A 23,038-nucleotide genomic window follows, 5' to 3' on the forward strand; every position below is an offset into this window, starting at 1 on the left:
TTCTCAGCCTACCTCACGCGCTCCGCGGCGCAGCAGTTCTTCAGCGTGTGCCCGGCCGGTTTCCGACTCGGTCAGGCCTGACAGCAGGCGAGTCATCTCTTCGACCCGCCCGGGCGCGTCGAGCTCGCGGATGGACGAGGTCGTGACCTGCCCCTCCGTCGCCTTCTCGATGCGCACGTGATGATCGGCGAACGCGGCGACCTGCGCGAGGTGCGTCACCACGATCACCTGGCTCGTTGCCGCGAGGCGCTGCAGCCGCGCACCGATCTCGAGCGCCGCGGCGCCGCCGACGCCGGCGTCGACCTCGTCGAACACGAGGGTCGGCACGGGGCTCGCCGCCGCGAGCACGACCTCGAGCGCGAGCATGACGCGGCTGAGTTCACCGCCGGATGCGCCGACCGCGAGTGGCGACGGCTTCGCGCCCGGATGCGGCGTGAGCAGAAACTGCACCTGGTCGCGGCCGGTGCGGCGGATGCGCTCCCCCGGCGTCACGTCGACGTGCAGGCGCGCGTTCGGCATGGCGAGGGCCGCGAGCTCGCCGGTTGCGCGCTCGGCGAGTTCCTCGGCCGCGGCGGTGCGAAGGTTGCTGAGCCGCGTCGCGGCCTCGTCGAGGTCGGTGGCGAGCGCCTCGACCGTTGCCGCGAGCTGCGGGATGCGCGTGTCGTCGCTCGTGAGTTCGAGCAGGCGCCGCCCCGCGTCGGCGGCACGTTCCGAGATCTCGTCGAGCTCGCCGTCGTAGCGACGTTTGAGGTCTTCGAGCAGCGTGAGCCGCTCGTTGAGCGAGTCGAGCTCGCCCACGCCGTCGGTGTCGAGGTCGGCGAGGTAGCCGCCGAGCTGCGCTGCGAGATCGTCGATCGTGTACTCGAGGTCGTTTGCGGCCTCGGCGACGGATTCGAGGCTCGAGTCGCTCCGCAGCGCCCGGTCGATCGCGGTGCGCACCTCGCGGGCGCGGTCACGCAGCGATCCGGCCGGATGCTCGCCCGAGAGCAGCTCGTGCGCGCCACCAACGTCGCTGCGCAGCTGCTCGCGGTTGCTGAGCCGCTCGATGCGGCCGAGCAGTTCCTTGTCTTCGCCGGGCTGCGGCGCGATCGCGTCGACCGCATCCGAAAGCGTGCGCAGGCCCTCGCGCTCGGCCTCGCGCTCACCCGCCGAGGCGCGCAGGGCGTCGAGTTCCTGCTGCCGCTCGCGCAGCTCGTCGTGGAGGCGGGCGACGCGGTCGAGCGCATCCGCCACCTCGGCGCCGCCGAAGCGGTCGAGCGCGGTGCGCTGCGCATCCTCACGGGTGAGCCGCAGTTGTTCGGACTGCCCGTGCACGGCGACGAGGTGCTCCCCCGCGCTCGCAAGCACGCTCGCCGGCACGGCGCGGCCGCCGAGCCAGGCGCGCGAGCGGCCCGATTTCGCGACCTGCCGCGCGAGCACGACCTCGGCGCGGGTCGCGTCACCGTCGGTGAAGGGTTCTGCCTCGCCGCCGGCTTCGGCGACGAGCTCGGCGATGGGGCCGCTCGGGTCGATGACGGCGTGTCCCTCGACGACGGCCTTCTCGGCGTTGGCGCGCACCGCGTCGCTCGTGGCGCGGCCGCCAAGCAGTAGGCCGAGCGCCGTCACCACCATCGTCTTGCCCGCGCCGGTCTCACCGGTAATTGCGGTGAAGCCCGGGCCCAGTGGCAGCCGAGCCTGATCGATGACGCCGAGCGAACGGATCTCGATGTCGTCGAGCATTAGCCGCGCCAGCCCACCGTCGGCAGCTGGAACTTCTTCACGAGGCGCGTCGTGAACGGCCCCGGGTGCAGGCGCGCGAGGCGCACCGGTTGCTCCGAACGCGTGCCGGTCACGCGCGAGCCCGCGGGCAGGTCGAGCCGGCGGCGGCCGTCGAGCCAGATGATCGCATCCGGCCCCTCGGGGTGAATCTCGACGGCGAGCTCCGAGTCGGGCGCGACGACGATGGGTTTCGTGAACAGCGCGTGCGCCGAAACGGGCACGAGCAGCAGCGCTTCGACGGCAGGCCACACGATCGGCCCGCCCGCCGAGAACGAGTACGCGGTCGACCCAGTCGGGGTCGAGAACAGCACGCCGTCGCAGCCGAAGCTCGAGAGCGGCTCGCCGTCGACGTCGATGCCGACCGAGAGCATCCGCTGCCGATTTCCCTTTTCAATCGAGGCTTCGTTGAGAGCCCAGCCGGTTTCGACCGTGCCGTCGGGCTGGCGCACGTCGACGCGCAGCGCCATGCGTTCCTCGACCTCGTAGCCGCGGTCGATCGCGCGCTGCAGCACGAGCGGCAGCGACTCGCGCTCCGACTCGGCCAGGAAGCCGACGTGGCCGAGGTTCACGCCGAGCACGGGCACGTTTGCCTCGCGCGCGAGGTCGACGCCGAGCAGGATCGTGCCATCGCCGCCGAGCACGACGACGAGCTCGCAGTCCGCGACCTCGCAGTCAATGCCGAGGCGTTCGACCTCCGCGGGCAGGTCCTCACGCTGGTGTTCGGTGAGTTCCCTAGCGAACGCTTCCTCGAGCACCGGCACGATGTCGTGCGCCGCCAAGAAGCGCAGCGTGTCTAGGGTCGCGTCGATCGCCTCGTCGCGGGCGACGTGGCCCACCACCAGGATTCTGCGAACTTCGCTGCTCATAAGCCTCCCTCTCCAACCATCCTACGAATGCGTTCGGTGGGGTCGTGTTCAGGAACGAAGTCGGCACGCAGCCAGAGCAGGTATTCGTGGTTGCCGTGCATGCCGGTGATCGGCGAGGGGGCGATGCCCGCGACGCCGAGCCCGAGCTCGGCCGCGTCGCGCACCACATCGAGCGCCGCCTCGGCCGCCACCGCGGGGTCGGTGACGAGGCCGCCGCGCACGTGCCCGCGGCCGACCTCGAACTGCGGTTTGAACAGCAGCACGTAGTCGCGGGCCGCAGGCACGCTCGCGCGCAGGGCGGGCAGGATGTGCCGCAGCGAGATGAACGAGAGGTCGCCGACGATGAGGTCGGGATGCACGCCGGGCGCGAGCTGCCCAAGCCGCTCGGCCGTGAGGTAACGCGCATTCTCGCCCTCGACGACCCGCACGCGAGTGTCGGCGCGGATGAGCGGGTCGAGCTGGTCGTGCCCGACGTCGAGCGCGATCACCTCACGCGCGCCGTGGTGCAGCAGCACCTGGGTGAAGCCGCCCGTGGATGCGCCGACGTCGAACGCGTCGCGCCCAGTGCAGTCGATGCCGAAGGCCTCGAGGGCGGTGAGGAGCTTGTGCGCGGCGCGCGACACCCAGCGGTGCTCGCGCTGCACCTCGAGGATCGCCCCGTCACCGACCTGCTGCGAGGCCTTCGTGGCGGCGATGCCGTCGACGTAGACGACGCCCTCGTCGACCAGCCGGCCGGCCTCGGTGCGGCTCTTCGCGAGCCCGCGCGCGGCGAGCGCCCGATCGAGGCGATCAGTCATCGCCCTCGCCGGCCGCATCCTGCGCGTCGAGATCGTCGAGCCCGTCGAGGTCAAGCCGCGCGTTCGGGTCGTCAAGGGCGCGCTTGAGCGCGTCGAGCTGCTGCTGCAGGGCAGCCGCGTGCTCGCCGAGCGGAACGCCTTCGAGGTCTACCACTTCGACCAGTCCTGCGTGAGGTATTCGGGCACGCGCAGCGCGTAGATGAGCTTGTCGGAGTTCCAGATCGCGGCCGTCGCGGCGCGCAGCAGGTCGAGCTTGTGCTTGCCGCGCGACTTCACCTGCAGGTCGATGCCGTCGAGCACGACACGCTCGCTGCCCACCTTCGCCTCGACGTACTCGGGCCGGGCGTTGACCACGATCTCGGGATACGGCGCGTCAAGGTCGCGCAGATCGCCGACGATGTAGTCGGGGCGCTCGTCGGGCCCGGCCGCGATGAGCTGCTTCGGCCCGTCGATGCCGGTGAGCACGAGCACCGACTTCATGTTCGAGCGGAAGGCGCCCTTGATGTCGGTGTCGAGGCGGTCGCCGATCATGATCGGCGCCTTCGCGGCGAAGCGTTCGACGGCCGCCTCGAACAGCGGCGTCTCGGGCTTGCCCGCGACGATCGGCAGCTTCTGCACGGCCGTGTGCACGGCGCTCACGAGCGTGCCGTTGCCCGGCGCGATGCCGCGAGCCACCGGTATCGTCCAGTCCTGGTTCGTCGCGATCCACGGAATATCGCGCGTCAGCGCGAACGATGCCTCCGCGAGGTGCTGCCAGCCGACCTCCGGCGAGAAGCCCTGCAGCACCGCATCCGGCTGGTCGTCGGCCGAGCGGGTCGCCCGGAATCCGGCTTTCTCGAGCTCGTGCACGATGCCTTCGCCGCCGATCACGAGCACGAGCGCGCCCGGTTCAGCGTGGTTCTTGAGCAGGTGCACGGCCGCCTGCGGGCTCGTCACGACGTCGTTCGGGCGTGTGTTGAGGCCGAAGCCGGCGAGCTGCTCGGCCACCGCGATGTCGGTGCGGCTCGCGTTGTTCGTGATGTAGCCGAGGCGGATGCCCCGGGTCGCGTACTCGTTGAGTGCGTCGACCGCGTGGTCGATCGCGTGCGGGCCGCGATAGATCACACCGTCGAGGTCGGAGAGGATCACGTCAACGCCGTCGAGCGGTGCCGACGTCGTGCGGGTACCGAACAGTGCCATCGAGATGCTCCTAGAGGTCGAACAGCGACAGCTGCTCGTCGTCCTCGTCGTCGTCGGTTGCTTCGGGCTTGTCTTCAGCCGACTCGGCCTCAGTGGCCGGCGTCTCTTCGACGGCTTGGGCGGTCTCCTCGACCTCAGCCTCAGCCTCAACTTCAGCTTCAGCCGGTTTCGAAGTCACGTCGTCCGACGGCGCTTCAACAGTGGCCGCGTCCTCGGCGTCGTCAGCTTCGTCCGCAGCCTCAGTCTGCTCGGCGTCCACAACCTCAACGGCGTCAGCGACGTCCACGACGGCCTCTTCGGCCTCTGCCTCAGTCGCCTCATCGATTTCGGCGAGGATCTCGGCGAACTCCGCCTCGACCTGCTCCGAAACGGATGCGCGGGTGAACTCATCGTCGTCGAGCACGGCCGCGCCGGTCGCTTCGTCCGCGTCGCCTTCCGGCGCCTCGTCCACTGCAACGTCGTCGGATGCGTCAACAGCTTTGGACTCGACGTCCTCAACCGCTGGGGACACGATCTCAACTGTAGCCGGCTCATCCGCCGCTTCGGTGTCGTCTGCAGCCTCGGCCTCAGCCTCGACTACCGCAGCCTCACCCTCGTCGGCCTCATCGTCATCCTCGGCGTCGTCGAGCTCTTCCGGCTCCTCCGGCGGGATGTAGTCGGGGTTCGGCTCGGTCACGAATTCGACGGTCTCGAAGCCCTCCTGTGACTCGTCGAGGGCGTTCTGTGCGAGCTCGGCGGCACTCTCCCAAACGGCGGCCTCCTTGTCGCGACCGAGGTCGGCGAGCACCGCCGCGTAGGCGCCGAACAGCGCGGGGCTGTAGGAGAACGCCTTGGTGCGGTCGAGCTGCGGAATCTCGAGTTCGGCAAGCGCGAGCTCCGCGTTGCCCTGGTCGAGGCGCGCGCCCGACATTGCGATCGCGAGCTGCACCTTGCCGTTGGTGTCAAGCTTGCTCTCGTCGACCGAGCGACCGAGCTCGAGGGCGCGGTCGGGCCGGCCGAGGCCACGCTCGGAGTCCACCATGAGCGCAATCTGGTCGTCGCGACCAGAGATGCGGCGGTACGTGCGCAGCTCGCGGAGCGCGAGCGCATAGTCACCGGTGGTGTAGGCCGTGATCGCGAGCGTCTCGCGCACCATCGCGATGCGTCCGCCGCGGCGGGATGCGCTGAGCGCGTGCTGGTGTGCCAACTCCGGGTCGGTGTCGATGAGTGCCGACGCCATCACGAGGTGCGCGGCGACGAAGTCGGCCGTGTCCTTCGCGAGGGTCTTCAGCTCCATGCGCGCGACATCGTCGAGGTCGCGCGGCGAAACCGACTCGGGAATCTCGGGGTCGGTGTGCTCGGCACGAACGGCGCGGAGTTCTTCGGGGCGCGACGGCTGCAGGCGTGCGCTGCCCTCGGGCTTCTGCCACTCGCCGCGGCGCTGGGGCCGGTCGCCATCGCGACGTTCGCCGCCACGGCGGTCGTCACGGTCACGACGCTGGTAACCGCCACGCGCACCGTCATTACGGTCGCGACGCTGGTAACCACCACGGTCACCATCATTACGGTCACGACGCTGGTAACCACCACGGTCACCGTCATTACGGTCACGACGCTGGTAGCTGCCGCGGTTGTCGCCGTCGCGCTTCTGGTAGCCGCCGCGCTCACCATCGTTGCGGTCACGTCGCTGGTAACCACCACGGTTGTCGCCGTCACGCTTCTGGTAGCCGCCGCGCTCACCATCGTTACGATCGCGATGCTGGTAACCGCCACGCGCACCGTCATTACGGTCACGACGCTGGTAACCACCACGGTTGTCGCCGTCACGGCGCTGGTAGCCACCTCGCTCACCATCGCTACGGTCACGACGCTGGTAACCACCACGGTTGTCGCCGTCGCGCTTCTGGTAGCCGCCGCGCTCACCATCGTTACGATCGCGACGCTGGTAGCCCCCGCGCTCGCCATCACGTCGTTGGTAGCCACCTCGCTCACCATCGTTACGGTCGCGACGCTGGTAACCGCCACGGTTGTCACCGTCGCGCTTCTGGTAGCCGCGGTCACCGTCATTGCGGTCGCGACGCTGGTAGCCGCCGCGGTTGTCGCCGTCCCGCTTCTGGTAACCGCCACGGTCACCATCGTTACGATCGCGACGCTGGTAGCCCCCGCGCTCGCCATCACGTCGTTGGTAGCCACCTCGCTCACCATCGTTACGGTCGCGACGCTGGTAACCACCACGGTTGTCACCGTCGCGCTTCTGGTAACCGCGATAGTCACCGTCGTTACGATCGCGACGCTGGTAGCCGCCGCGCTCACCATCGTTACGATCGCGACGCTGGTAGCCACCACGGTTGTCACCGTCGCGCTTCTGGTAGCCACCGCGCTCACCGTCGTTACGGTCGCGGCGCTGGTAGCCACCGCCGCCACGGTTGTCGTCGTTGCGGCGGTATCCGCCTCGTGCTCCGCCGGAGGAATGCCGGTCTCGGTCGCGCCCTCGCTGATCTGCCATGCTCAATCCTCTCGTCGGTGCACTGTGGAATTTGTCTGCGCAAGTCTAACGCGCGCGCCAGTCAGCGCACGCTGAACACCCACAACCCAAAGTTGCGGGAAAAAGAAAAGAGGGGCCATTCCTAAAAGGAATGGCCCCTCTTCATTACGTTAAGTTCGGCGGTGTCCTACTCTCCCACAAGGTCCCCCTTGCAGTACCATCGGCGCAAAGACGCTTAGCTTCCGGGTTCGGAATGTAACCGGGCGTTTCCATCTCGCTAAAACCACCGAAACACTTTCTAACACACTCATCGTATGTCAAGAACCACACAGGGACGCGAACAACTCACAACAGCAACAAGCACATACATTGGTGAGAAAAAATATTGAAGTCTTCGGCGTATTAGTACCGGTCAGCTCCACACCTTACAGCGCTTCCACATCCGGCCTATCAACCCAGTCATCTACTGGACACCTCACCCCAACAAAGGGTAGGAAGTCTCATCTTGGAGCCGGCTTCCCGCTTAGATGCTTTCAGCGGTTATCCGTCCCGAACGTAGCCAATCAGCCATGCCCTTGGCAGAACAACTGACACACCAGAGGTTCGTCCTTCTCGGTCCTCTCGTACTAAAGAAAGATCTCCTCAAACTTCCAACGCGCGCAGCGGATAGAGACCGAACTGTCTCACGACGTTCTGAACCCAGCTCGCGTACCGCTTTAATGGGCGAACAGCCCAACCCTTGGGACCTACTCCAGCCCCAGGATGCGACGAGCCGACATCGAGGTGCCAAACCATGCCGTCGATATGGACTCTTGGGCAAGATCAGCCTGTTATCCCCGAGGTACCTTTTATCCGTTGAGCGACAGCGCTTCCACAAGCCACTGCCGGATCACTAGTCCCGACTTTCGTCCCTGCTCCACCTGTCAGTGTCACAGTCAAGCTCCCTTGTGCACTTACACTCGAAATCTGATTACCAACCAGACTGAGGGAACCTTTGGGCGCCTCCGTTACTCTTTGGGAGGCAACCGCCCCAGTTAAACTACCCACCAGGCACTGTCCCTGAACCGGATCACGGTCCGAAGTTAGATAATCAGAGTGACCAGAGTGGTATTTCAACAACGACTCCACCAACACTAGCGTGCCAGCTTCACAGTCTCCCACCTATCCTACACAAGCCACACCAATCACCAATACCAAGCTATAGTAAAGGTCACGGGGTCTTTTCGTCCTGCTGCGCGTAACGAGCATCTTTACTCGTACTGCAATTTCGCCGAGTTCGCGGTGGAGACAGCTGGGAAGTCGTTACGCCATTCGTGCAGGTCGGAACTTACCCGACAAGGAATTTCGCTACCTTAGGATGGTTATAGTTACCACCGCCGTTTACTGGGGCTTAAATTCTGTGCTTCGCCAAAGCTAACACTTCCTCTTAACCTTCCAGCACCGGGCAGGCGTCAGTCCGTATACATCGTCTTGCAACTTCGCACGGACCTGTGTTTTTGATAAACAGTCGCGTCCCACTAGTCTCTGCGGCCACCACACCCTTTCGGAGTAAATCCTAATAAGTGGATGGCCCCCCTTCTCCCGAAGTTACGGGGGCATTTTGCCGAGTTCCTTCACCACGATTCTCTCGAACTCCTTAGTATTCTCTACCTAACCACCTGTGTCGGTTTGGGGTACGGGCAACTCAGACCTCGCGTCGATGCTTTTCTTGGCAGCAGAGGATCACCAACTACGCCTTTACGGCTTCCGCGTCAGTTCTCAGGCATCCACGTGGCGGATTTACCAACCACGAACCCTACAACCTTGCCCGGATACAACCATTCACCCGGATTGGCTACCTTTCTGCGTCACACCTGTTAATACGCTACCCGCCCCAGCATAGGTTCGAACGCTCCATCCCCACACCACACCAAAGGCGCAGCAGGGAACTTCAGGCTCTTAGCATCACTGGATTGGATTGGACGGTCTTTCGCCGGTACGGGAATATCAACCCGTTGTCCATCGACTACGCCTGTCGGCCTCGCCTTAGGTCCCGACTTACCCAGGGAAGATTAGCTTGACCCTGGAACCCTTGGTTATTCGGAGGACGGGTTTCTCACCCGTCTTTCGCTACTCATGCCTGCATTCTCACTCGTGTACCGTCCACGACCACGTTCCCGTGCCGCTTCACCCAGTACACGACGCTCTCCTACCCAGCCCAACAAATGGACTGCCACAATTTCGGTGGTGTGCTTGAGCCCCGTTACATTGTCGGCGCGGAATCACTTGACCAGTGAGCTATTACGCACTCTTTCAAGGGTGGCTGCTTCTAAGCCAACCTCCTGGTTGTCACTGCAACTCCACATCCTTTTCCACTTAGCACACGCTTAGGGACCTTAATTGGTGGTCTGGGTTGTTTCCCTCTCGACAATGAAGCTTATCCCCCACTGTCTCACTGCTGCGCTCTCACTTACCGGCATTCGGAGTTTGGCTGACGTCAGTAACCCGGTAAGGCCCATTAGCCATCCAGTAGCTCTACCTCCAGCAAGAAACACGCAACGCTGCACCTAAATGCATTTCGGAGAGAACCAGCTATCACGAAGTTTGATTGGCCTTTCACCCCTAACCACAGCTCATCCCCCCAGTTTTCAACCTAGGTGGGTTCGGTCCTCCACGACGTCTTACCGACGCTTCAACCTGGCCATGGCTAGATCACTTCGCTTCGGGTCTAGAACATGCGACTCAACGCCCTCTTCAGACTCGCTTTCGCTACGGCTACCCCACACGGGTTAACCTCGCCACACATCACTAACTCGCAGGCTCATTCTTCAAAAGGCACGCCGTCACCCCGAAAGGCTCCGACGGATTGTAAGCAAACGGTTTCAGGAACTATTTCACTCCCCTCCCGGGGTGCTTTTCACCTTTCCCTCACGGTACTCGTCCGCTATCGGTCATCTGGAAGTATTTAGGCTTATCGGGTGGTCCCGACAGATTCACACAAAGTTTCACGGGCTCCGTGCTACTTGGGATACTCATCAGCACCAACACACTGTTTCGGATACGGGACTCCCACCCCCTACGGTCAGGCATTCAAACCTGTTCTCCTACACTGCATTGCCATACTCGCCGCGTGGTAGCACGACACAACAAGTCCCACAACCCCGATCATGCAACCCCTACCAGGTATCACACACAACCGGTTTAGCCTCATCCGCGTTCGCTCGCCACTACTAACGGAATCACAATTGTTTTCTCTTCCTGCGGGTACTGAGATGTTTCACTTCCCCGCGTTCCCCCTCAACACCCTATATATTCAGGTGCGAGTAACCACAATAAATGTGGCCAGGTTTCCCCATTCGGAAATCCTCGGATCAACGCCCGTTTATCGGCTCCCCGAGGCTTATCGCAGATTACTACGTCCTTCATCGGCTCCAGATGCCAAGGCATCCACCGTTCGCTCTTAGCAACTTCAAAATCACCAAGTACGATACATAAGAATAAGAATCAAAAAATTTGAACTCTAAAAATCTAGAAACTATTACACCATCACGCAACACCACACCCACTCACGTGACTGCGATCTACGCGACAGCTAATAAGATGCTCGCGTCCACTATGTAGTTCTCAACATACAATCAGCACCACCCCACACCACCAGACAATCCGTCCAGCAGCCTGCAGTGGCCTGCAGGAAACCGCCACCCAACCCGAAGGCCTGGCAGTTGACCGGTCCCCAAGGACCCAACAGCGTGCACACCATGCGCCGGCTCCACCACCCCCGTTCCACCAACTCCGAAAAGCTAGGTACTAGAGTGCGATCTCACCCACACACTTGTCATATGTTCCACCCTTGAGCACCCACTCACCACACTCGGGCAAGACTGGGCACCACGACCACACGAATCGTGACCGTGTCAATGCTCCTTAGAAAGGAGGTGATCCAGCCGCACCTTCCGGTACGGCTACCTTGTTACGACTTAGTCCTAATCACCGATCCCACCTTCGACAGCTCCCTCCACAAGGGTTAGGCCACCGGCTTCGGGTGTTACCGACTTTCATGACTTGACGGGCGGTGTGTACAAGGCCCGGGAACGTATTCACCGCAGCGTTGCTGATCTGCGATTACTAGCGACTCCGACTTCATGGGGTCGAGTTGCAGACCCCAATCCGAACTGAGACCGGCTTTTTGGGATTCGCTCCACCTCGCGGTATCGCAGCCCATTGTACCGGCCATTGTAGCATGCGTGAAGCCCAAGACATAAGGGGCATGATGATTTGACGTCATCCCCACCTTCCTCCGTGTTGACCACGGCAGTATCCCATGAGTTCCCACCATAACGTGCTGGCAACATAGGACGAGGGTTGCGCTCGTTGCCGGACTTAACCGAACATCTCACGACACGAGCTGACGACAACCATGCACCACCTGTATACCGACTGCAAGCAGGGCAACCATCTCTGGAAGTTTCCGGTATATGTCAAGCCTTGGTAAGGTTCTTCGCGTTGCATCGAATTAATCCGCATGCTCCGCCGCTTGTGCGGGCCCCCGTCAATTCCTTTGAGTTTTAGCCTTGCGGCCGTACTCCCCAGGCGGGGCGCTTAATGCGTTAGCTACGACACAGAAACCGTGGAATGGTCCCCACATCTAGCGCCCAACGTTTACGGCATGGACTACCAGGGTATCTAATCCTGTTCGCTCCCCATGCTTTCGCTCCTCAGCGTCAGTAACGGCCCAGAGATCTGCCTTCGCCATCGGTGTTCCTCCTGATATCTGCGCATTCCACCGCTACACCAGGAATTCCAATCTCCCCTACCGCACTCAAGTCTGCCCGTACCCACTGCAGGCCCGAGGTTGAGCCTCGGGATTTCACAGCAGACGCGACAAACCGCCTACGAGCTCTTTACGCCCAATAATTCCGGACAACGCTTGCACCCTACGTATTACCGCGGCTGCTGGCACGTAGTTAGCCGGTGCTTTTTCTGCAGGTACCGTCACTTTCGCTTCTTCCCTACTAAAAGAGGTTTACAACCCGAAGGCCGTCATCCCTCACGCGGCGTTGCTGCATCAGGCTTGCGCCCATTGTGCAATATTCCCCACTGCTGCCTCCCGTAGGAGTCTGGGCCGTGTCTCAGTCCCAGTGTGGCCGGTCACCCTCTCAGGCCGGCTACCCGTCGTCGCCTTGGTGGGCCTTTACCCCGCCAACAAGCTGATAGGCCGTGAGCCGATCCGAAACCGAAAAATCTTTCCAACCAGAGGAGATGCCTCCCTGGCACATATCCAGTATTAGCCACCGTTTCCGGTAGTTATTCCAGAGTTTCGGGCACGTTGCTCACGTGTTACTCACCCGTTCGCCACTAATCCACCCAGCAAGCTGGGCTTCATCGTTCGACTTGCATGTGTTAAGCACGCCGCCAGCGTTCGTCCTGAGCCAGGATCAAACTCTCCGTAAAAAATGAGTTCAATCCAGAATCAAAACACCAAAATTAATCTGGCGATCATCATCCAAAATATTAAAAAAGGAACCAAATAAACCAACCAGCCGAAGCTAGCCAGTCACGAGGTAACCATATAAAAAATGGCATATGACAATTTATTTAGTGCACACTGTTGAGTTCTCAAAGACCGTTCGCTTCTCATTTTCACCCCGCGCTTGCGTGGTTGCTACTGAGAGCTCTAGGTTCTACTACCTCGGCGTGTCGGACGATGTCTGACGTAACCTCATGGTAGTGAAGTTGTTGTTAGGTCGTCTACCTTACCCCATGCTCGCCGTGGCGCGCAAGTGGCTCAAGCGCGGAGTCTGAAAGACTCTGTCGCTTGGGCGGCGACCGTTGCCTCCTTTGCGATGAGCACCAGATGGTGTTTCTTTCGCTGCGGTGGCAACAGGTGAATACTTTACGGAGATCCGGGGGGTCGCGCAAATCACGCCTGCAGCCCGGGCGTGTCGCCTGGTATTTCGCGGATCTCGCCCTTTCCTCGGAAAACGAGGCGGGGTGCGCGCAGCCTTGCTGCACGCACCCCCGCGTCACATTCGCACGGTTATCGAACGATGGCTCCGACGAGCGTCTTCTTGCCGCGTCGGATGACGACTCCGCCGCCGGCGAGGAGGTCGCCCTCCCCCAGCACCTGGTGTTCGTCTGTCACCTTCGCCTTGTTGACGGTGACGCCACCCTGCTTGATTGCACGGCGGGCGCCCGAAAGCGATTCCTCCGCGCCGGTTGCCACGAGCAGCTCGGCGATTTCCTGCCCCAGCTGTGCCTCGACGTTCGGTAGCTCCGCGATGGCCTGATGGAGCACATCCTCGGAAAGTGCCGCGAGATCGCCCTTGCCAAAGAGCGCCTCTGACGCATCGATGGCCGCATCGGTGGCTTCGTCACCGTGCACGAGCCGGGTCACCGCCGACGCGAGCGCCTTCTGCGCTGCGCGGCGGAAGGGCTCTTCTTCGACCTGCCGTTGGAACTCGGCGATCTCATCCCGGGTGAAGAACGTGAAGATCTTCAGGCGGTCGGCGACATCGCGGTCGTCGGTGTTGAGCCAGAACTGGTAGAACGCGTACGGCGAGGTGAGCTCGGCGTTGATCCAGATGGCGTTGCCCTCGGACTTACCGAACTTCGTGCCATCTGAGTTGGTGATGAGCGGTGTGCCCATCGCGTGCACGCTCGCGCCCTCGGCGCGGCGGATCAGATCGACACCACCGACGAGGTTGCCCCACTGGTCGGAGCCGCCCGTCTGCAGCTCGAGGCCGTACCGGCGGTAGAGCTCGAGGAAGTCAAATGCCTGCAGAATCTGGTAGCTGAACTCGGTGTACGAGATGCCAGCCTCGGAGTTGAGTCGCGCCGAAACCGCATCCTTCTTGAGCATCGCGCCGACGCGGAAGTGCTTGCCGAGGTCGCGCAGGAAGTCGAGGGCCGACAGGTCAGCGGTCCAGTCGAGGTTGTTCGCCATGCGTGCGGCGTAGTCACCGCCGAAGTCGAGGTAGCCCTCGATCTGGTCGCGCAGGCCGTTCACCCATTCGGCCACGGTTTCGCGCGAGTTCAGCGTGCGCTCGGCCGTCGGGCGCGGGTCGCCGATGAGGCCGGTCGAACCACCGACGACACCGATCGGGAAGTTGCCGGCAAGCTGCAGTCGGCGCAGCAACAGCAGCTGCACGAGGTGCCCGAGGTGGAGGCTCGGCGCGGTGGGGTCGAAGCCGCAGTAATACGTGATCGGCCCCTGGGCCATCCGCTCACGAAGCTCACCGAGATCGGTGGAGACGTGAATAAAGCCGCGCCACTCGAGTTCATCGAGGACGTGGTCGAACGACGGGTCATTCCGCTGCCAGGAGAGATCACGCTGTGTCACAGCGTCAACCGTACCAACACGAACGCCCCCGATCTGCACGATCGGGGGCATTCGCATGCGGGAATTACGCGAGTCGTTCGCGCAGCTTCGCGAGCTGGTCACGCACCGAGCTCGGCGCGGTGCCATTGACGCCGTCGCGCGACGCGACCGAGCCGTCGATGGTGAGTACCTCGCGCACCTCGGGCGTGAGGTGCGCCGAGACCCCGGCAAACTCGTCGTCCGAGAGGCCATCGAGGTCGACGCCCTTCGACTCAGCAAGCTTGACGAGGCTGCCCGAGATCTCGTGTGCGTCGCGGAACGGCACATGCCGCTTGACGAGCCACTCGGCCACATCGGTGGCGAGCGAGAATCCCTGCGGCGCGAGCTCACGCATCCGTTCACCGTGGAAGACCATGGTCGCGACCATGCCGGTAAATGCCGGCAGCAGCACCTCGAGCTGTTCGAACGAATCGAACAGTGGCTCTTTGTCCTCCTGCAGGTCGCGGTTGTACGCGAGCGGCATCGCCTTGAACGTCGCGAGCAGGCCAGTGAGGTTACCGATGAGTCGACCCGACTTGCCGCGCGCGAGCTCGGCGATGTCGGGGTTCTTCTTCTGCGGCATGATGCTCGAGCCCGTCGAATACGAGTCGTCGAGGGTGAGGAAGTCGAACTCGCGCGTATTCCAGAGGATGATCTCCTCGGCAAAGCGCGAGACGTCGACCCCCACCTGGGCGAGCACGAACGCGGCCTCGCTCACGAGGTCGCGCGACGCCGTGCCATCGATCGAGTTCTCGACCGCGGCGCGGAAGCCGAGCTCGGCGGCCACCGCTTCGGCATCAAGCCCGAGCGTCGAACCGGCGAGCGCCCCCGAACCGTAGGGCGAGTCGGCGAGCCGCTCCCCCAGGTCGTGTAGGCGATCGAGGTCGCGCACGAGCGGCCACGCGTGCGCGAGCAGATGGTGCGCCAAGAGCACCGGCTGCGCGTGCTGCAGGTGCGTGCGCCCCGGCATAATCACGTCGAGGTTCGCCTCGGCCTGGCCGGCGATCGCGCTCACGAGGTCGCGCAGCAGCCCACGCAGCGTCGCCGACTCGTCGCGGATGTACATGCGCACGAAGGTCGCGATCTGGTCGTTGCGACTCCGGCCGGCGCGAAGCTTGCCGCCTAGCTCGTGCCCGGCAATCTCCATCAGCCCGCGCTCGAGCGCCGAGTGCACATCCTCATCGGCCTCCGCAGCGACAAACCGGCCATCGCTCACGCGCTGCTCGAGCTCGTCGAGTGCGGCGTGCATCCCAAGCCGCTCGTCTTCGGTGAGGTACCCCGCCTTTGCGAGCGCATTGGCGTGCGCCCGCGAGCCAGCGAGGTCGTAGTGCGCGAGCTTCCAGTCGAACTGCGTCGACTTCGACAGCCGTGCGAGTTCAGGCGACGGACCGCCGGCGAAGCGTCCGCCCCAGAGGGCGCCGTCTTCGCCGGCTCGCGAGGTTGCGTCCGCCATGCCCTACAGCTCGGGCTGGTCGCGGCGGGCGGCGATCTTCGAGGGCAGCGAATGCAGCTCGATGAAGCCGCGCGCCGCATCCTGGTTGAAGGTGTTGCCGGTGTCGTAGGTCGCTAGCGAGTAGTCGTAGAGCGACTGGTCGCTACGGCGGCCCGTGACGACGGCGCGGCCCTGGTGCAGGGTCAGGCGCACCTCGCCGGTGACCTTCTCCTGCGTGTGCTGGATGAACGAATCAAGCGCGCGCTTGAGGCCACCGAACCAGAGGCCGTCGTACACGAGGTTGCCCCACTCGATCTCGACGCTGCGCTTGTAGCGCGCCACGTCGCGCTCGAGCGCCAAGTCCTCGAGGTGGGTGTGCGCCTCGATGAGCGCGATCGCACCCGGGGCCTCGTAGATCTCGCGCGACTTGATGCCGACGAGGCGGTCCTCGACCATGTCGATGCGGCCGACGCCCTGCTCGCCCGCGAGCTGGTTCATCTTCTCGACGATCTGCAGCATGCTCAGGCGCTCGCCGTTGATCGACACCGGGGTGCCCGACTCAAACGCGATGGTGACCTCGGTCGGCGCACGGTCGACCGTCGGGTCCTGCGTGTACTCGTAAAGGTCTTCGATCGGCGCGTTCCACGGGTCTTCGAGGAAGCCGGTCTCAACGGCGCGGCCCCAGACGTTCTGGTCGACCGAGTACGGCGACGCCTTCGACTGGCGGATCGGGAGATTGTGCTCACCGGCGTACTCGATGGCCACGTCGCGGGTCAGCGAGAGGTCACGGATGGGCGCGATCGAGGTGAGTTCGGGCGCAAGCGCCGCGACGGCGGCCTCGAAGCGCACCTGGTCGTTGCCCATGCCGGTGCAGCCGTGCGCGATCGAGTTCGCGCCGAGCTCGCGAGCGGTGCGCGCGAGGTGACGGGCGATGAGCGGGCGCGAGAGTGCCGACACGAGCGGGTAGCGGCGCTGGTACATGGCGTTCGCCTGGAGGGCGGGCACGAGGTAGTCGTTCGCGAACTCGTCGCGGGCGTCGACCACCACTGCCTCAACGGCGCCGCAATCGATGGCGCGCTGGCGGATCTGCTCGAGGTCTTCGCCTGCCTGTCCGACGTCGATCGCGAGGGCGATGACCTCGCGGCCGGTGCGCTCCTTGATCCACGGGATTGCGACGGAGGTGTCGAGACCTCCCGAGTACGCGAGCACAATACGCTCAGTCATGTTGCTCCTTCAGCTGTAGGTCTGGAAATAGTCTAGTTCGCTCGGCGCAGCCGGCGATTACGGTAGCTCGACGCCGCGGGCCTGCGCGAGCAGCCACACGAGCAGCGCCTTCTGTGCGTGGAGCCGGTTCTCGGCCTCGTCCCAGATCGCCGACTGCGGGCCGTCGATCACGTCGGCGTCGACCTCATAACCGCGGTCGGCCGGCAGGCAGTGGAGGAAGATCGCGTCGCTCTTCGCGTGTCCCATGAGCTCCTGCGTCACGCGGTACGACTCGAAGGCGGCGACGCGCTCGGCGCGCTCCTCCTCGAGGCCCATCGACACCCAGGTGTCGGTGACGACCACATCGGCGTCGGCCACCAGCGCGGCCGCGTCGGTGCCGACCTCGACCGAGCCACCCTGCTCTGCCGCGAGCTCGCGGGCACGAGCCACCACATCCTCACGAGGCAGGTAGCCCTCGGGCGACGCGACCGCGACATGCATGCCGGCGATCGCGCAGGCGAGGAGGTACGAGTGGCCCATGTTGCTCGCGCCGTCGCCGACGAACACGAGCTTCTGCCCCTGCGTCGCGCCGCGGTGCTCACGAATCGTGAGCAGGTCGGCGAGCAACTGGCAAGGGTGGAAGTCGTCGCTGAGCGCGTTGACAATCGGCACGCGCGCGCCGTCGGCCATCTGCTCGAGGCCCGACTGCGCGTAGGTGCGCCAGACGATCGCTTCGACCATGCGCTCGAGCACCCGCGCGGTGTCGGACGGGGTTTCCTTGCCGCCAAGCTGGCTGGATGCGGTGGTGAAGATGAGCGGGCTGCCGCCGAGCTCCGAGACACCGACGTGGAACGAGACCCGCGTGCGCGTGGAGCTCTTGTCGAAGATGACCGCGACCGACTGCGGGCCCTCGAGGGGTCGCGCCAGGAATCGGTCTTCCTTCAGCTTCGCTGCGAGGTCAAGAATCGTGCTCTGCTCGGCGGCGGTGATGTCATCGTCGCGAAGGAAGTGGCGGATCATGGGGATGCCTTTCGAAGTGGTGGTCGAACCGAGGCGCCGCTAGGGCATGACCTCGGTGCCGAAGCCGTCGGTGGTGAAGATTTCGAGCAGGGTCGAGTGAGCGACCCGGCCGTCGATGATGGTTGCGCGCGAGACACCGCCGTCGACCGCTTCGAGGCACGCCTGCACCTTGGGGATCATGCCCGATTCGAGGTTCGGCACCATAGGGCGGAGCTCCTCGGCGCTGATCGACGAAATGAGTGACGATCGGTCGGGCCAGTTGCGGTAGAGACCCTCGACGTCGGTGAGCATGACGAGCTTGCGGGCGCCGAGCGCCACCGCGAGCGCGGCAGCCGCGCGGTCGGCGTTGATGTTGAGCGCTTTGCGGGGCGCGTCGATGTCACTCGCGATGGTCGAGACGACGGGGATGCGGCCGGCCGCGATGTCGGCCGAGACGACCTGGGGGTTGACCGCGACAATCTCGCCGACGTGACCGAGGTCGATCGGCTTGCCCGACGCATCCGTGGTCTTACGCTGCGCCTGAAACAGCCCGGCGTCCTCCCCCGACGTGCCGGTGGCGACCGGCGCGACATCGTTGATCGCCGAGACGAGCTCGCGGGCGACCTGGCCACCGAGCACCATGCGCACGACTTCGATCGCCTCCGCGGAGGTGTACCGATACCCGGCGCGAAACTCCGACTCGATGCCGAAGCGGTCGAGCATGCGTGAGATGTGCGGGCCGCCGCCGTGCACGACGACGGGCTTGATGCCCGCGTAGCGCAGGAACGCGATGTCTTGCGCGAACGCCTCAATGAGCTCGGACTCGACCATGGCGTTGCCGCCGAACTTCACGACGATGATCTCGTCGTGGTACTGCTGCATCCAGGGCAGGGCCTCGATGAGCGTCTCGACCTTCGCGGTCGAGGCCGCGAGCCATGGGTGGGTGTCGCCAGACATGCTGCCTTTCGACCTACGACGAGTAGGCGCTGTTTTCGTGCACGTAGTCGTGCGTGAGGTCGTTGGTGAGGATGCTCGCGGTTGCGTCGCCGGCGTGGAGGTCGATGAGCACCGCGGTCTTGCGCGGCGTGAGGTCGACGGTGTCGACGGGCGCGTCGGGTGTGCCGGCGCGGCACACCATGACGCCGTTCATCGACACGTCGATCTGCTGCGGCACGAACTGTGCGTCGGTCGTGCCGATCGCGGCGAGCACGCGGCCCCAGTTTGGGTCGTTGCCGAAGATCGCGGTCTTAAAGAGGTTCGAGCGGCTGACGGCGCGCGAGACGGCGACCGCCTCGTCTTCCGTGGCCGCGCCGGTGGTGGTGATCGTGATGTCGTGGCTCGCGCCCTCGGCGTCGGCCTGGAGCTGGCGAGCGAGGTCCTGGCAGAGGTCGACGAGCAGGCTCGTGAACTCGCCTTCGTCGGCCGCGGTGCCGGATGCGCCCGAAGCGAGCAGCGCGACGGTGTCGTTCGTCGACATGGCGCCGTCGGAGTCGACGCGGTCGAAGCTGAGGCGAGTGGCCTCGCGCAGCGCCGTGTCGAGCTGCGCCGACTCGAGGTCGGCGTCGGTCGTGATGACGACGAGCATCGTTGCGAGGCCCGGGGCGAGCATGCCCGCACCCTTCGCGATCGCGCCGATCGAGTAGCCGGTGCCCTCGCGCAGCGCGGTTTTCGCCACCGAGTCGGTGGTGAGGATGCCGTCGGCGGCATGCTGCGCGGCCGTTTCGTCGTCGGCGAGCTCGGCGACCGCGAGTTTGACACCCGTGAGCACGCCCTGGCGGAACTTCTCGTCGCCCGAACCGATCAGGCCCGTGGAACAGACGATGACGTCGCTCGGCTGCAGCTGCAGCAGTTCGGCGGCGCGGTTCGCCGTGAGCTCGGTCGTCTCGGCGCCGAACGCGCCGGTGAAGCAGTTCGCGCCACCCGAGTTGAGGACGACCGCCGAGGCGACGCCGTCTTCGAGGATGCGCCGCGACCAGGTCACGGGGTGCGCCTCGCAACGGTTGCTCGTGAACACGGCCGCGGCCGCGGCCGACGGTCCGTCGTTGACGACCACCACAACGTCGCGGCCGCCGCTCTTCTTAATACCTGCGGCGACGCCGGCGGCGCGGAAACCCTTGGGGGTAGTGATGGTCACGGGGCGACTCCGTTCAGGGGAAGTGCGAGCGACTCCTCGAGGCCGAGGGCGAGGTTCGCGGACTGGATGGCGGCACCGGCGGTGCCCTTGCCGAGATTGTCGATGGCACTGATCGCGATGAGGCGGCCGGCGCGCTCGTCGATACCGACGGCGAGCTGCGTGCGGTTCGAGCCGAGCACGTCATTCGTGCGGGGTAGGCGGCCATCGGTGAGCACCTCGATGAAGGTCTCGTCGCCGTACGCGTCGCGGTAGACCTCGTCGATGCGGGCCTGGTCGACGCCATCGACGAGGGTGCCCGAGCTGGTCGCGAGAATGCCGCGGGCCGCGGGCACGAGCACGGGCGTAAATGAGAGGCGCACCTCGGCGCCGGATGCGCGGCGCAGGTTCTGCCGGATCTCCGGGTTGTGGCGGTGCCCGCCGAACGCGTTGTAGGGCACGACATTGCCGATGAGCTCGCTGCCGAGCATGCCCACGGAGGCCTTCTTCCCCGCGCCCGAGGGACCGACCGCGAGGACTGCCGCGAGCGCATCCGGCTCAATCAGGCCCGCGCGGATTGCCGGTGCGAGCGCGAGGCTCACCGCGGTGACGTTGCAGCCCGGCACCGCGATGCGCTGGGTGCCCGGAAGCTGCGCGCGCTGCTTGCCGCCGTCGGCGAGCACGAGCTCGGGCATGCCGTACGTCCAGGTGCCGGCGAAGTCGCCCGGGTAGTAGTCGGTCCAGTCCTGCTCGCGTTCGAGGCGGTGATCGGCCCCGGCGTCGACGAGCAGCTTCGCCTCGCCCTCGAGCTCGGCCGAGAGCGCCGCCGACTTCCCGTGCGGCAGCGCGAGAAAGACAATGTCGTGGCCGCGCAGGTGCGCCGCGTCGGTCGGCTGCAGTTCGAGGTCGCCGTAGCTCGCGAGGTGCGGGTGCACCGTTCGCAACGACTGCCCGGCCTGTTGGTGCGCCGTAACAGTGCGCACCTCGAATTCGGGATGGCCCGCAAGCAACCGCAGCAGCTCGCCGCCGCCGTACCCACTAGCCCCAGCAACCGCTACCGAAAACGTCATGTTGGCCATCCTACGCGGGGCCCGGCCTAGGCTAGGAACGATGTCTTCCTCCGTAATTACCGACGCCCGAGCCCGCGAGCTTCGCCGCGACTTTCCGATTCTCGCCGAGCAGGTGCATGGCGAACAGCTCGTCTACCTCGACTTCGGCGCGACCGCGCAACGCTCGACCGCCGTGCTCGATGCCGAACGCGACTTCCTTCAGCACCGCAACGCGGCCGTGCACCGCGGCGCGCACGAGCTCGCCGCGCTCTCGACCAGCGACTTCGAGGATGCCCGAGACACGATCGCGCACTTCATCGGTGCCGACGCCGACGAAATTGCGTGGCAGGCTGGGGCCACGGATGCGCTCAACACCGTGACGCTCGGCATCGCGGCCGCCTCGCGGGGTCGCGGCGGCGACGAGTCGGCTCCCCTGAGGCTCGGCCCCGGCGACGAGATCGTCATCACCGAGGCGGAGCACCACGCGAACCTCGTGCCGTGGCAGGAGCTCGCGCTCGCCACCGGCGCCACCCTGAAGTGGGTGCCCGCGAATGAACGAGGCACTTGGACCATCGACGACGCCCGCGCCGTCGTGACCGAGGCGACGAAGGTCATCGCCTTCGCTCACGTGTCGAACGTGACCGGCATGATTGCGCCGGTCGAGCAGCTCGTCGAACTCGCGGCCTCGGTCGGCGCCATCACGGTGCTCGACGCGTGCCAGTCGGTACCGCACCGCCCGGTCGACTTCCACGCCCTCGGCGTCGACTTCGCCGCGTTCTCGAGCCACAAGATGACGGGCCCGAACGGCCTCGGTGTGCTCTACGGCCGCCGCGAGCGCCTTGCGCAGCTGCCGCCGGCTCGCACCGGTGGCTCGATGATCGAGATCGTCACCATGGAGTCGACGACGTTTATGGACCCGCCCACCCGCTTCGAGGCGGGCACGCAGGCCGTGCCGCAGGTCATCGGCCTCGCCGCGGCCTGCCGCTATCTCGAGGGCGTCGGCATGGCCGCCGTTGCCGAGCACGAAGAGTCGCTCGGCGCCCTCATGGTCGAGCGGCTGTCGGCCATCGACGGCGTCACGGTGATCGGCGACGACGCCTCGGTGCCCCGCTCGGGCCTCGCCGCGTTCATCGTCGACGGCGTGCACTCGCATGACGTCTCGCAGTTCTTGGATGCCCGCGGCATCGCCGTGCGCGGCGGTCACCACTGCGCCCAGCCCCTGCATCGTCGCCTCGGCGTCACCGCGTCGACGCGAGCCTCGAGCTACTTCACCACCACGAACGACGACATCGACGCGCTTATCGCGGCGCTCGGCGACGTGCGCGCCTACTTCGGTGCCGACCGATGAGCGGGCTCGACTCGCTCTATCAGGACATCATTCTCGACGCCTCGCGTCGCCGCACCGGCGAGGGCGAGATCGCGCCGTTCGACGCCGAACACTTCGAGAAGAACCCCTCGTGCGGCGACGAGATTCGCCTGCGCGTGCGCGTCGAGGACGACCGGGTCGCCGAGATTGGCTGGGTCGGCGACGGCTGCTCGATCTCGATGGCCTCCGCCTCGATCATGGTCGAGCAGCTCGTGGGCCAGCCCGTGGCGCAGGCTCGCGCCGGCGTCGAGGCGCTGCGCGGCATGCTCCGAAAGCGCGGCAGCGATCACCTCACCGATGACGAGGCCGATCTGCTCGGCGACGCGATCGCGTTCGAGGGCGTCGGCAAGTACGTCATGCGCGTGAAGTGCGCGATGCTCGGCTGGGTCGCCCTCGAGGCCGCACTGCGCGAGGCCGAGGCCGCCTAGGCCCGCTTCGAGCCTGGTTCGCGCGCGGTCTCGCGCCGTATGTCGGACGAA

General features: G+C 65.1%; 16 protein-coding genes and 3 rRNA genes. 3 read left to right on the forward strand and 16 right to left on the reverse strand.

Going from position 1 to position 23,038, the window contains the following annotated elements; translation table 11 throughout:
* Positions 1 to 3 precede the first annotated feature (3 nt).
* From recN to M3M28_RS08115, 6 genes are read right to left on the reverse strand one after another with little or no spacing between them, the layout of a single operon-like run.
* Positions 4 to 1,719: a DNA repair protein RecN gene (gene recN, locus M3M28_RS08090; protein ID WP_249385979.1), complete on the reverse strand. Its 1,716-nt coding sequence runs from the start codon at positions 1,717 to 1,719 to the stop codon at positions 4 to 6.
* Positions 1,719 to 2,624: an NAD kinase gene (locus M3M28_RS08095; protein WP_249385980.1), complete on the reverse strand. Its 906-nt coding sequence runs from the start codon at positions 2,622 to 2,624 to the stop codon at positions 1,719 to 1,721. The genes recN and M3M28_RS08095 overlap by 1 nt, the downstream gene beginning before the upstream one ends.
* Positions 2,621 to 3,421, reverse strand: a complete 801-nt coding sequence (locus tag M3M28_RS08100) for a TlyA family RNA methyltransferase (protein ID WP_249385981.1) — start codon at positions 3,419 to 3,421, stop codon at positions 2,621 to 2,623. Before M3M28_RS08100 ends, M3M28_RS08095 begins: the two co-directional genes overlap by 4 nt.
* Positions 3,414 to 3,575, reverse strand: a complete 162-nt coding sequence (locus M3M28_RS08105; RefSeq protein WP_249385982.1) for a hypothetical protein — start codon at positions 3,573 to 3,575, stop codon at positions 3,414 to 3,416. The genes M3M28_RS08100 and M3M28_RS08105 overlap by 8 nt, the downstream gene beginning before the upstream one ends.
* Complete coding sequence (locus tag M3M28_RS08110) at positions 3,569 to 4,600, reverse strand: HAD-IIA family hydrolase (protein WP_249385983.1); 1,032 nt, start codon at positions 4,598 to 4,600, stop codon at positions 3,569 to 3,571. The genes M3M28_RS08105 and M3M28_RS08110 overlap by 7 nt, the downstream gene beginning before the upstream one ends.
* A gap of 10 nt (positions 4,601 to 4,610) precedes the next feature.
* Positions 4,611 to 5,876, reverse strand: coding sequence for a hypothetical protein (locus M3M28_RS08115; protein ID WP_249385984.1), 1,266 nt, complete (start codon positions 5,874 to 5,876; stop codon positions 4,611 to 4,613).
* Here M3M28_RS08115 and M3M28_RS08120 point away from each other — a divergent pair.
* Positions 5,826 to 7,160: a hypothetical protein gene (locus M3M28_RS08120; RefSeq protein WP_249385985.1), complete on the forward strand. Its 1,335-nt coding sequence runs from the start codon at positions 5,826 to 5,828 to the stop codon at positions 7,158 to 7,160. The two genes, M3M28_RS08115 and M3M28_RS08120, sit on opposite strands and share 51 nt — an antisense overlap.
* Before the next feature lie 78 nt (positions 7,161 to 7,238).
* Here the strand turns inward: M3M28_RS08120 and rrf are convergent.
* The 10 genes from rrf to argC all read right to left on the reverse strand — a co-directional run bounded on the left by rrf (position 7,239) and on the right by argC (position 21,214).
* Positions 7,239 to 7,355, reverse strand: a 5S ribosomal RNA gene (gene rrf, locus M3M28_RS08125).
* Positions 7,356 to 7,446: 91 nt separating this feature from the next.
* A 23S ribosomal RNA gene (locus tag M3M28_RS08130) occupies positions 7,447 to 10,517 on the reverse strand.
* 454 nt (positions 10,518 to 10,971) lie between these two features.
* Positions 10,972 to 12,494: ribosomal RNA gene (locus M3M28_RS08135) — 16S ribosomal RNA — on the reverse strand.
* Together the 16S, 23S and 5S rRNA genes form the textbook arrangement of a ribosomal RNA operon.
* 586 nt (positions 12,495 to 13,080) lie before the next feature.
* Positions 13,081 to 14,382 carry a tyrosine--tRNA ligase gene (tyrS, locus tag M3M28_RS08140; RefSeq protein ID WP_249385986.1) on the reverse strand — a complete coding sequence of 434 codons (1,302 nt, stop codon included), beginning with the start codon at positions 14,380 to 14,382 and terminating at the stop codon, positions 13,081 to 13,083.
* 64 nt (positions 14,383 to 14,446) lie between these two features.
* Entirely contained in the window at positions 14,447 to 15,853 is a 1,407-nt protein-coding gene (argH, locus tag M3M28_RS08145; protein WP_249385987.1) for an argininosuccinate lyase, read from the reverse strand.
* A 3-nt stretch (positions 15,854 to 15,856) separates the two neighbouring features.
* Complete coding sequence (locus M3M28_RS08150; RefSeq protein ID WP_249385988.1) at positions 15,857 to 17,056, reverse strand: argininosuccinate synthase; 1,200 nt, start codon at positions 17,054 to 17,056, stop codon at positions 15,857 to 15,859.
* A gap of 57 nt (positions 17,057 to 17,113) precedes the next feature.
* A complete protein-coding gene (argF, locus tag M3M28_RS08155; RefSeq protein ID WP_249385989.1) occupies positions 17,114 to 18,055 on the reverse strand; it encodes an ornithine carbamoyltransferase in 942 nt (313 codons plus the stop codon).
* A gap of 39 nt (positions 18,056 to 18,094) precedes the next feature.
* Positions 18,095 to 18,991: an acetylglutamate kinase gene (gene argB, locus M3M28_RS08160; protein ID WP_249385990.1), complete on the reverse strand. Its 897-nt coding sequence runs from the start codon at positions 18,989 to 18,991 to the stop codon at positions 18,095 to 18,097.
* Positions 18,992 to 19,004: 13 nt separating this feature from the next.
* Positions 19,005 to 20,168, reverse strand: coding sequence for a bifunctional glutamate N-acetyltransferase/amino-acid acetyltransferase ArgJ (gene argJ, locus M3M28_RS08165; protein WP_249385991.1), 1,164 nt, complete (start codon positions 20,166 to 20,168; stop codon positions 19,005 to 19,007).
* Positions 20,165 to 21,214 (reverse strand): N-acetyl-gamma-glutamyl-phosphate reductase, encoded by a 1,050-nt coding sequence (gene argC, locus M3M28_RS08170; RefSeq protein WP_249385992.1) that lies wholly within the window; start codon positions 21,212 to 21,214, stop codon positions 20,165 to 20,167. The genes argJ and argC overlap by 4 nt, the downstream gene beginning before the upstream one ends.
* A 40-nt stretch (positions 21,215 to 21,254) precedes the next feature.
* Between argC and M3M28_RS08175 the strand changes: the two genes are divergently transcribed.
* Positions 21,255 to 22,541, forward strand: coding sequence for a SufS family cysteine desulfurase (locus tag M3M28_RS08175; protein ID WP_249385993.1), 1,287 nt, complete (start codon positions 21,255 to 21,257; stop codon positions 22,539 to 22,541).
* Positions 22,538 to 22,987, forward strand: a complete 450-nt coding sequence (gene sufU, locus M3M28_RS08180) for a Fe-S cluster assembly sulfur transfer protein SufU (protein WP_249385994.1) — start codon at positions 22,538 to 22,540, stop codon at positions 22,985 to 22,987. The genes M3M28_RS08175 and sufU overlap by 4 nt, the downstream gene beginning before the upstream one ends.
* Positions 22,988 to 23,038 lie beyond the last annotated feature (51 nt).

The organism is Gulosibacter sediminis, assembly GCF_023370115.1.
Classification (GTDB): domain Bacteria; phylum Actinomycetota; class Actinomycetes; order Actinomycetales; family Microbacteriaceae; genus Gulosibacter; species Gulosibacter sediminis_A.

What these genes read in the sequence shown, in the direction of transcription:
- M3M28_RS08115 (WP_249385984.1), bottom strand. Translation starts at nt 5,876, where the DNA reads ATGGAGCTGAAGACCCTCGCGAAGGACACGGCCGACTTCGTCGCCGCG.
- recN (WP_249385979.1), bottom strand. Translation starts at nt 1,719, where the DNA reads ATGCTCGACGACATCGAGATCCGTTCGCTCGGCGTCATCGATCAGGCT.
- argC (WP_249385992.1), bottom strand. Translation starts at nt 21,214, where the DNA reads ATGACGTTTTCGGTAGCGGTTGCTGGGGCTAGTGGGTACGGCGGCGGC.
- M3M28_RS08110 (WP_249385983.1), bottom strand. Translation starts at nt 4,600, where the DNA reads ATGGCACTGTTCGGTACCCGCACGACGTCGGCACCGCTCGACGGCGTT.
- sufU (WP_249385994.1), top strand. Translation starts at nt 22,538, where the DNA reads ATGAGCGGGCTCGACTCGCTCTATCAGGACATCATTCTCGACGCCTCG.
- argF (WP_249385989.1), bottom strand. Translation starts at nt 18,055, where the DNA reads ATGATCCGCCACTTCCTTCGCGACGATGACATCACCGCCGCCGAGCAG.
- argH (WP_249385987.1), bottom strand. Translation starts at nt 15,853, where the DNA reads ATGGCGGACGCAACCTCGCGAGCCGGCGAAGACGGCGCCCTCTGGGGC.
- M3M28_RS08100 (WP_249385981.1), bottom strand. Translation starts at nt 3,421, where the DNA reads ATGACTGATCGCCTCGATCGGGCGCTCGCCGCGCGCGGGCTCGCGAAG.
- M3M28_RS08150 (WP_249385988.1), bottom strand. Translation starts at nt 17,056, where the DNA reads ATGACTGAGCGTATTGTGCTCGCGTACTCGGGAGGTCTCGACACCTCC.
- M3M28_RS08095 (WP_249385980.1), bottom strand. Translation starts at nt 2,624, where the DNA reads ATGAGCAGCGAAGTTCGCAGAATCCTGGTGGTGGGCCACGTCGCCCGC.
- M3M28_RS08175 (WP_249385993.1), top strand. Translation starts at nt 21,255, where the DNA reads ATGTCTTCCTCCGTAATTACCGACGCCCGAGCCCGCGAGCTTCGCCGC.
- argB (WP_249385990.1), bottom strand. Translation starts at nt 18,991, where the DNA reads ATGTCTGGCGACACCCACCCATGGCTCGCGGCCTCGACCGCGAAGGTC.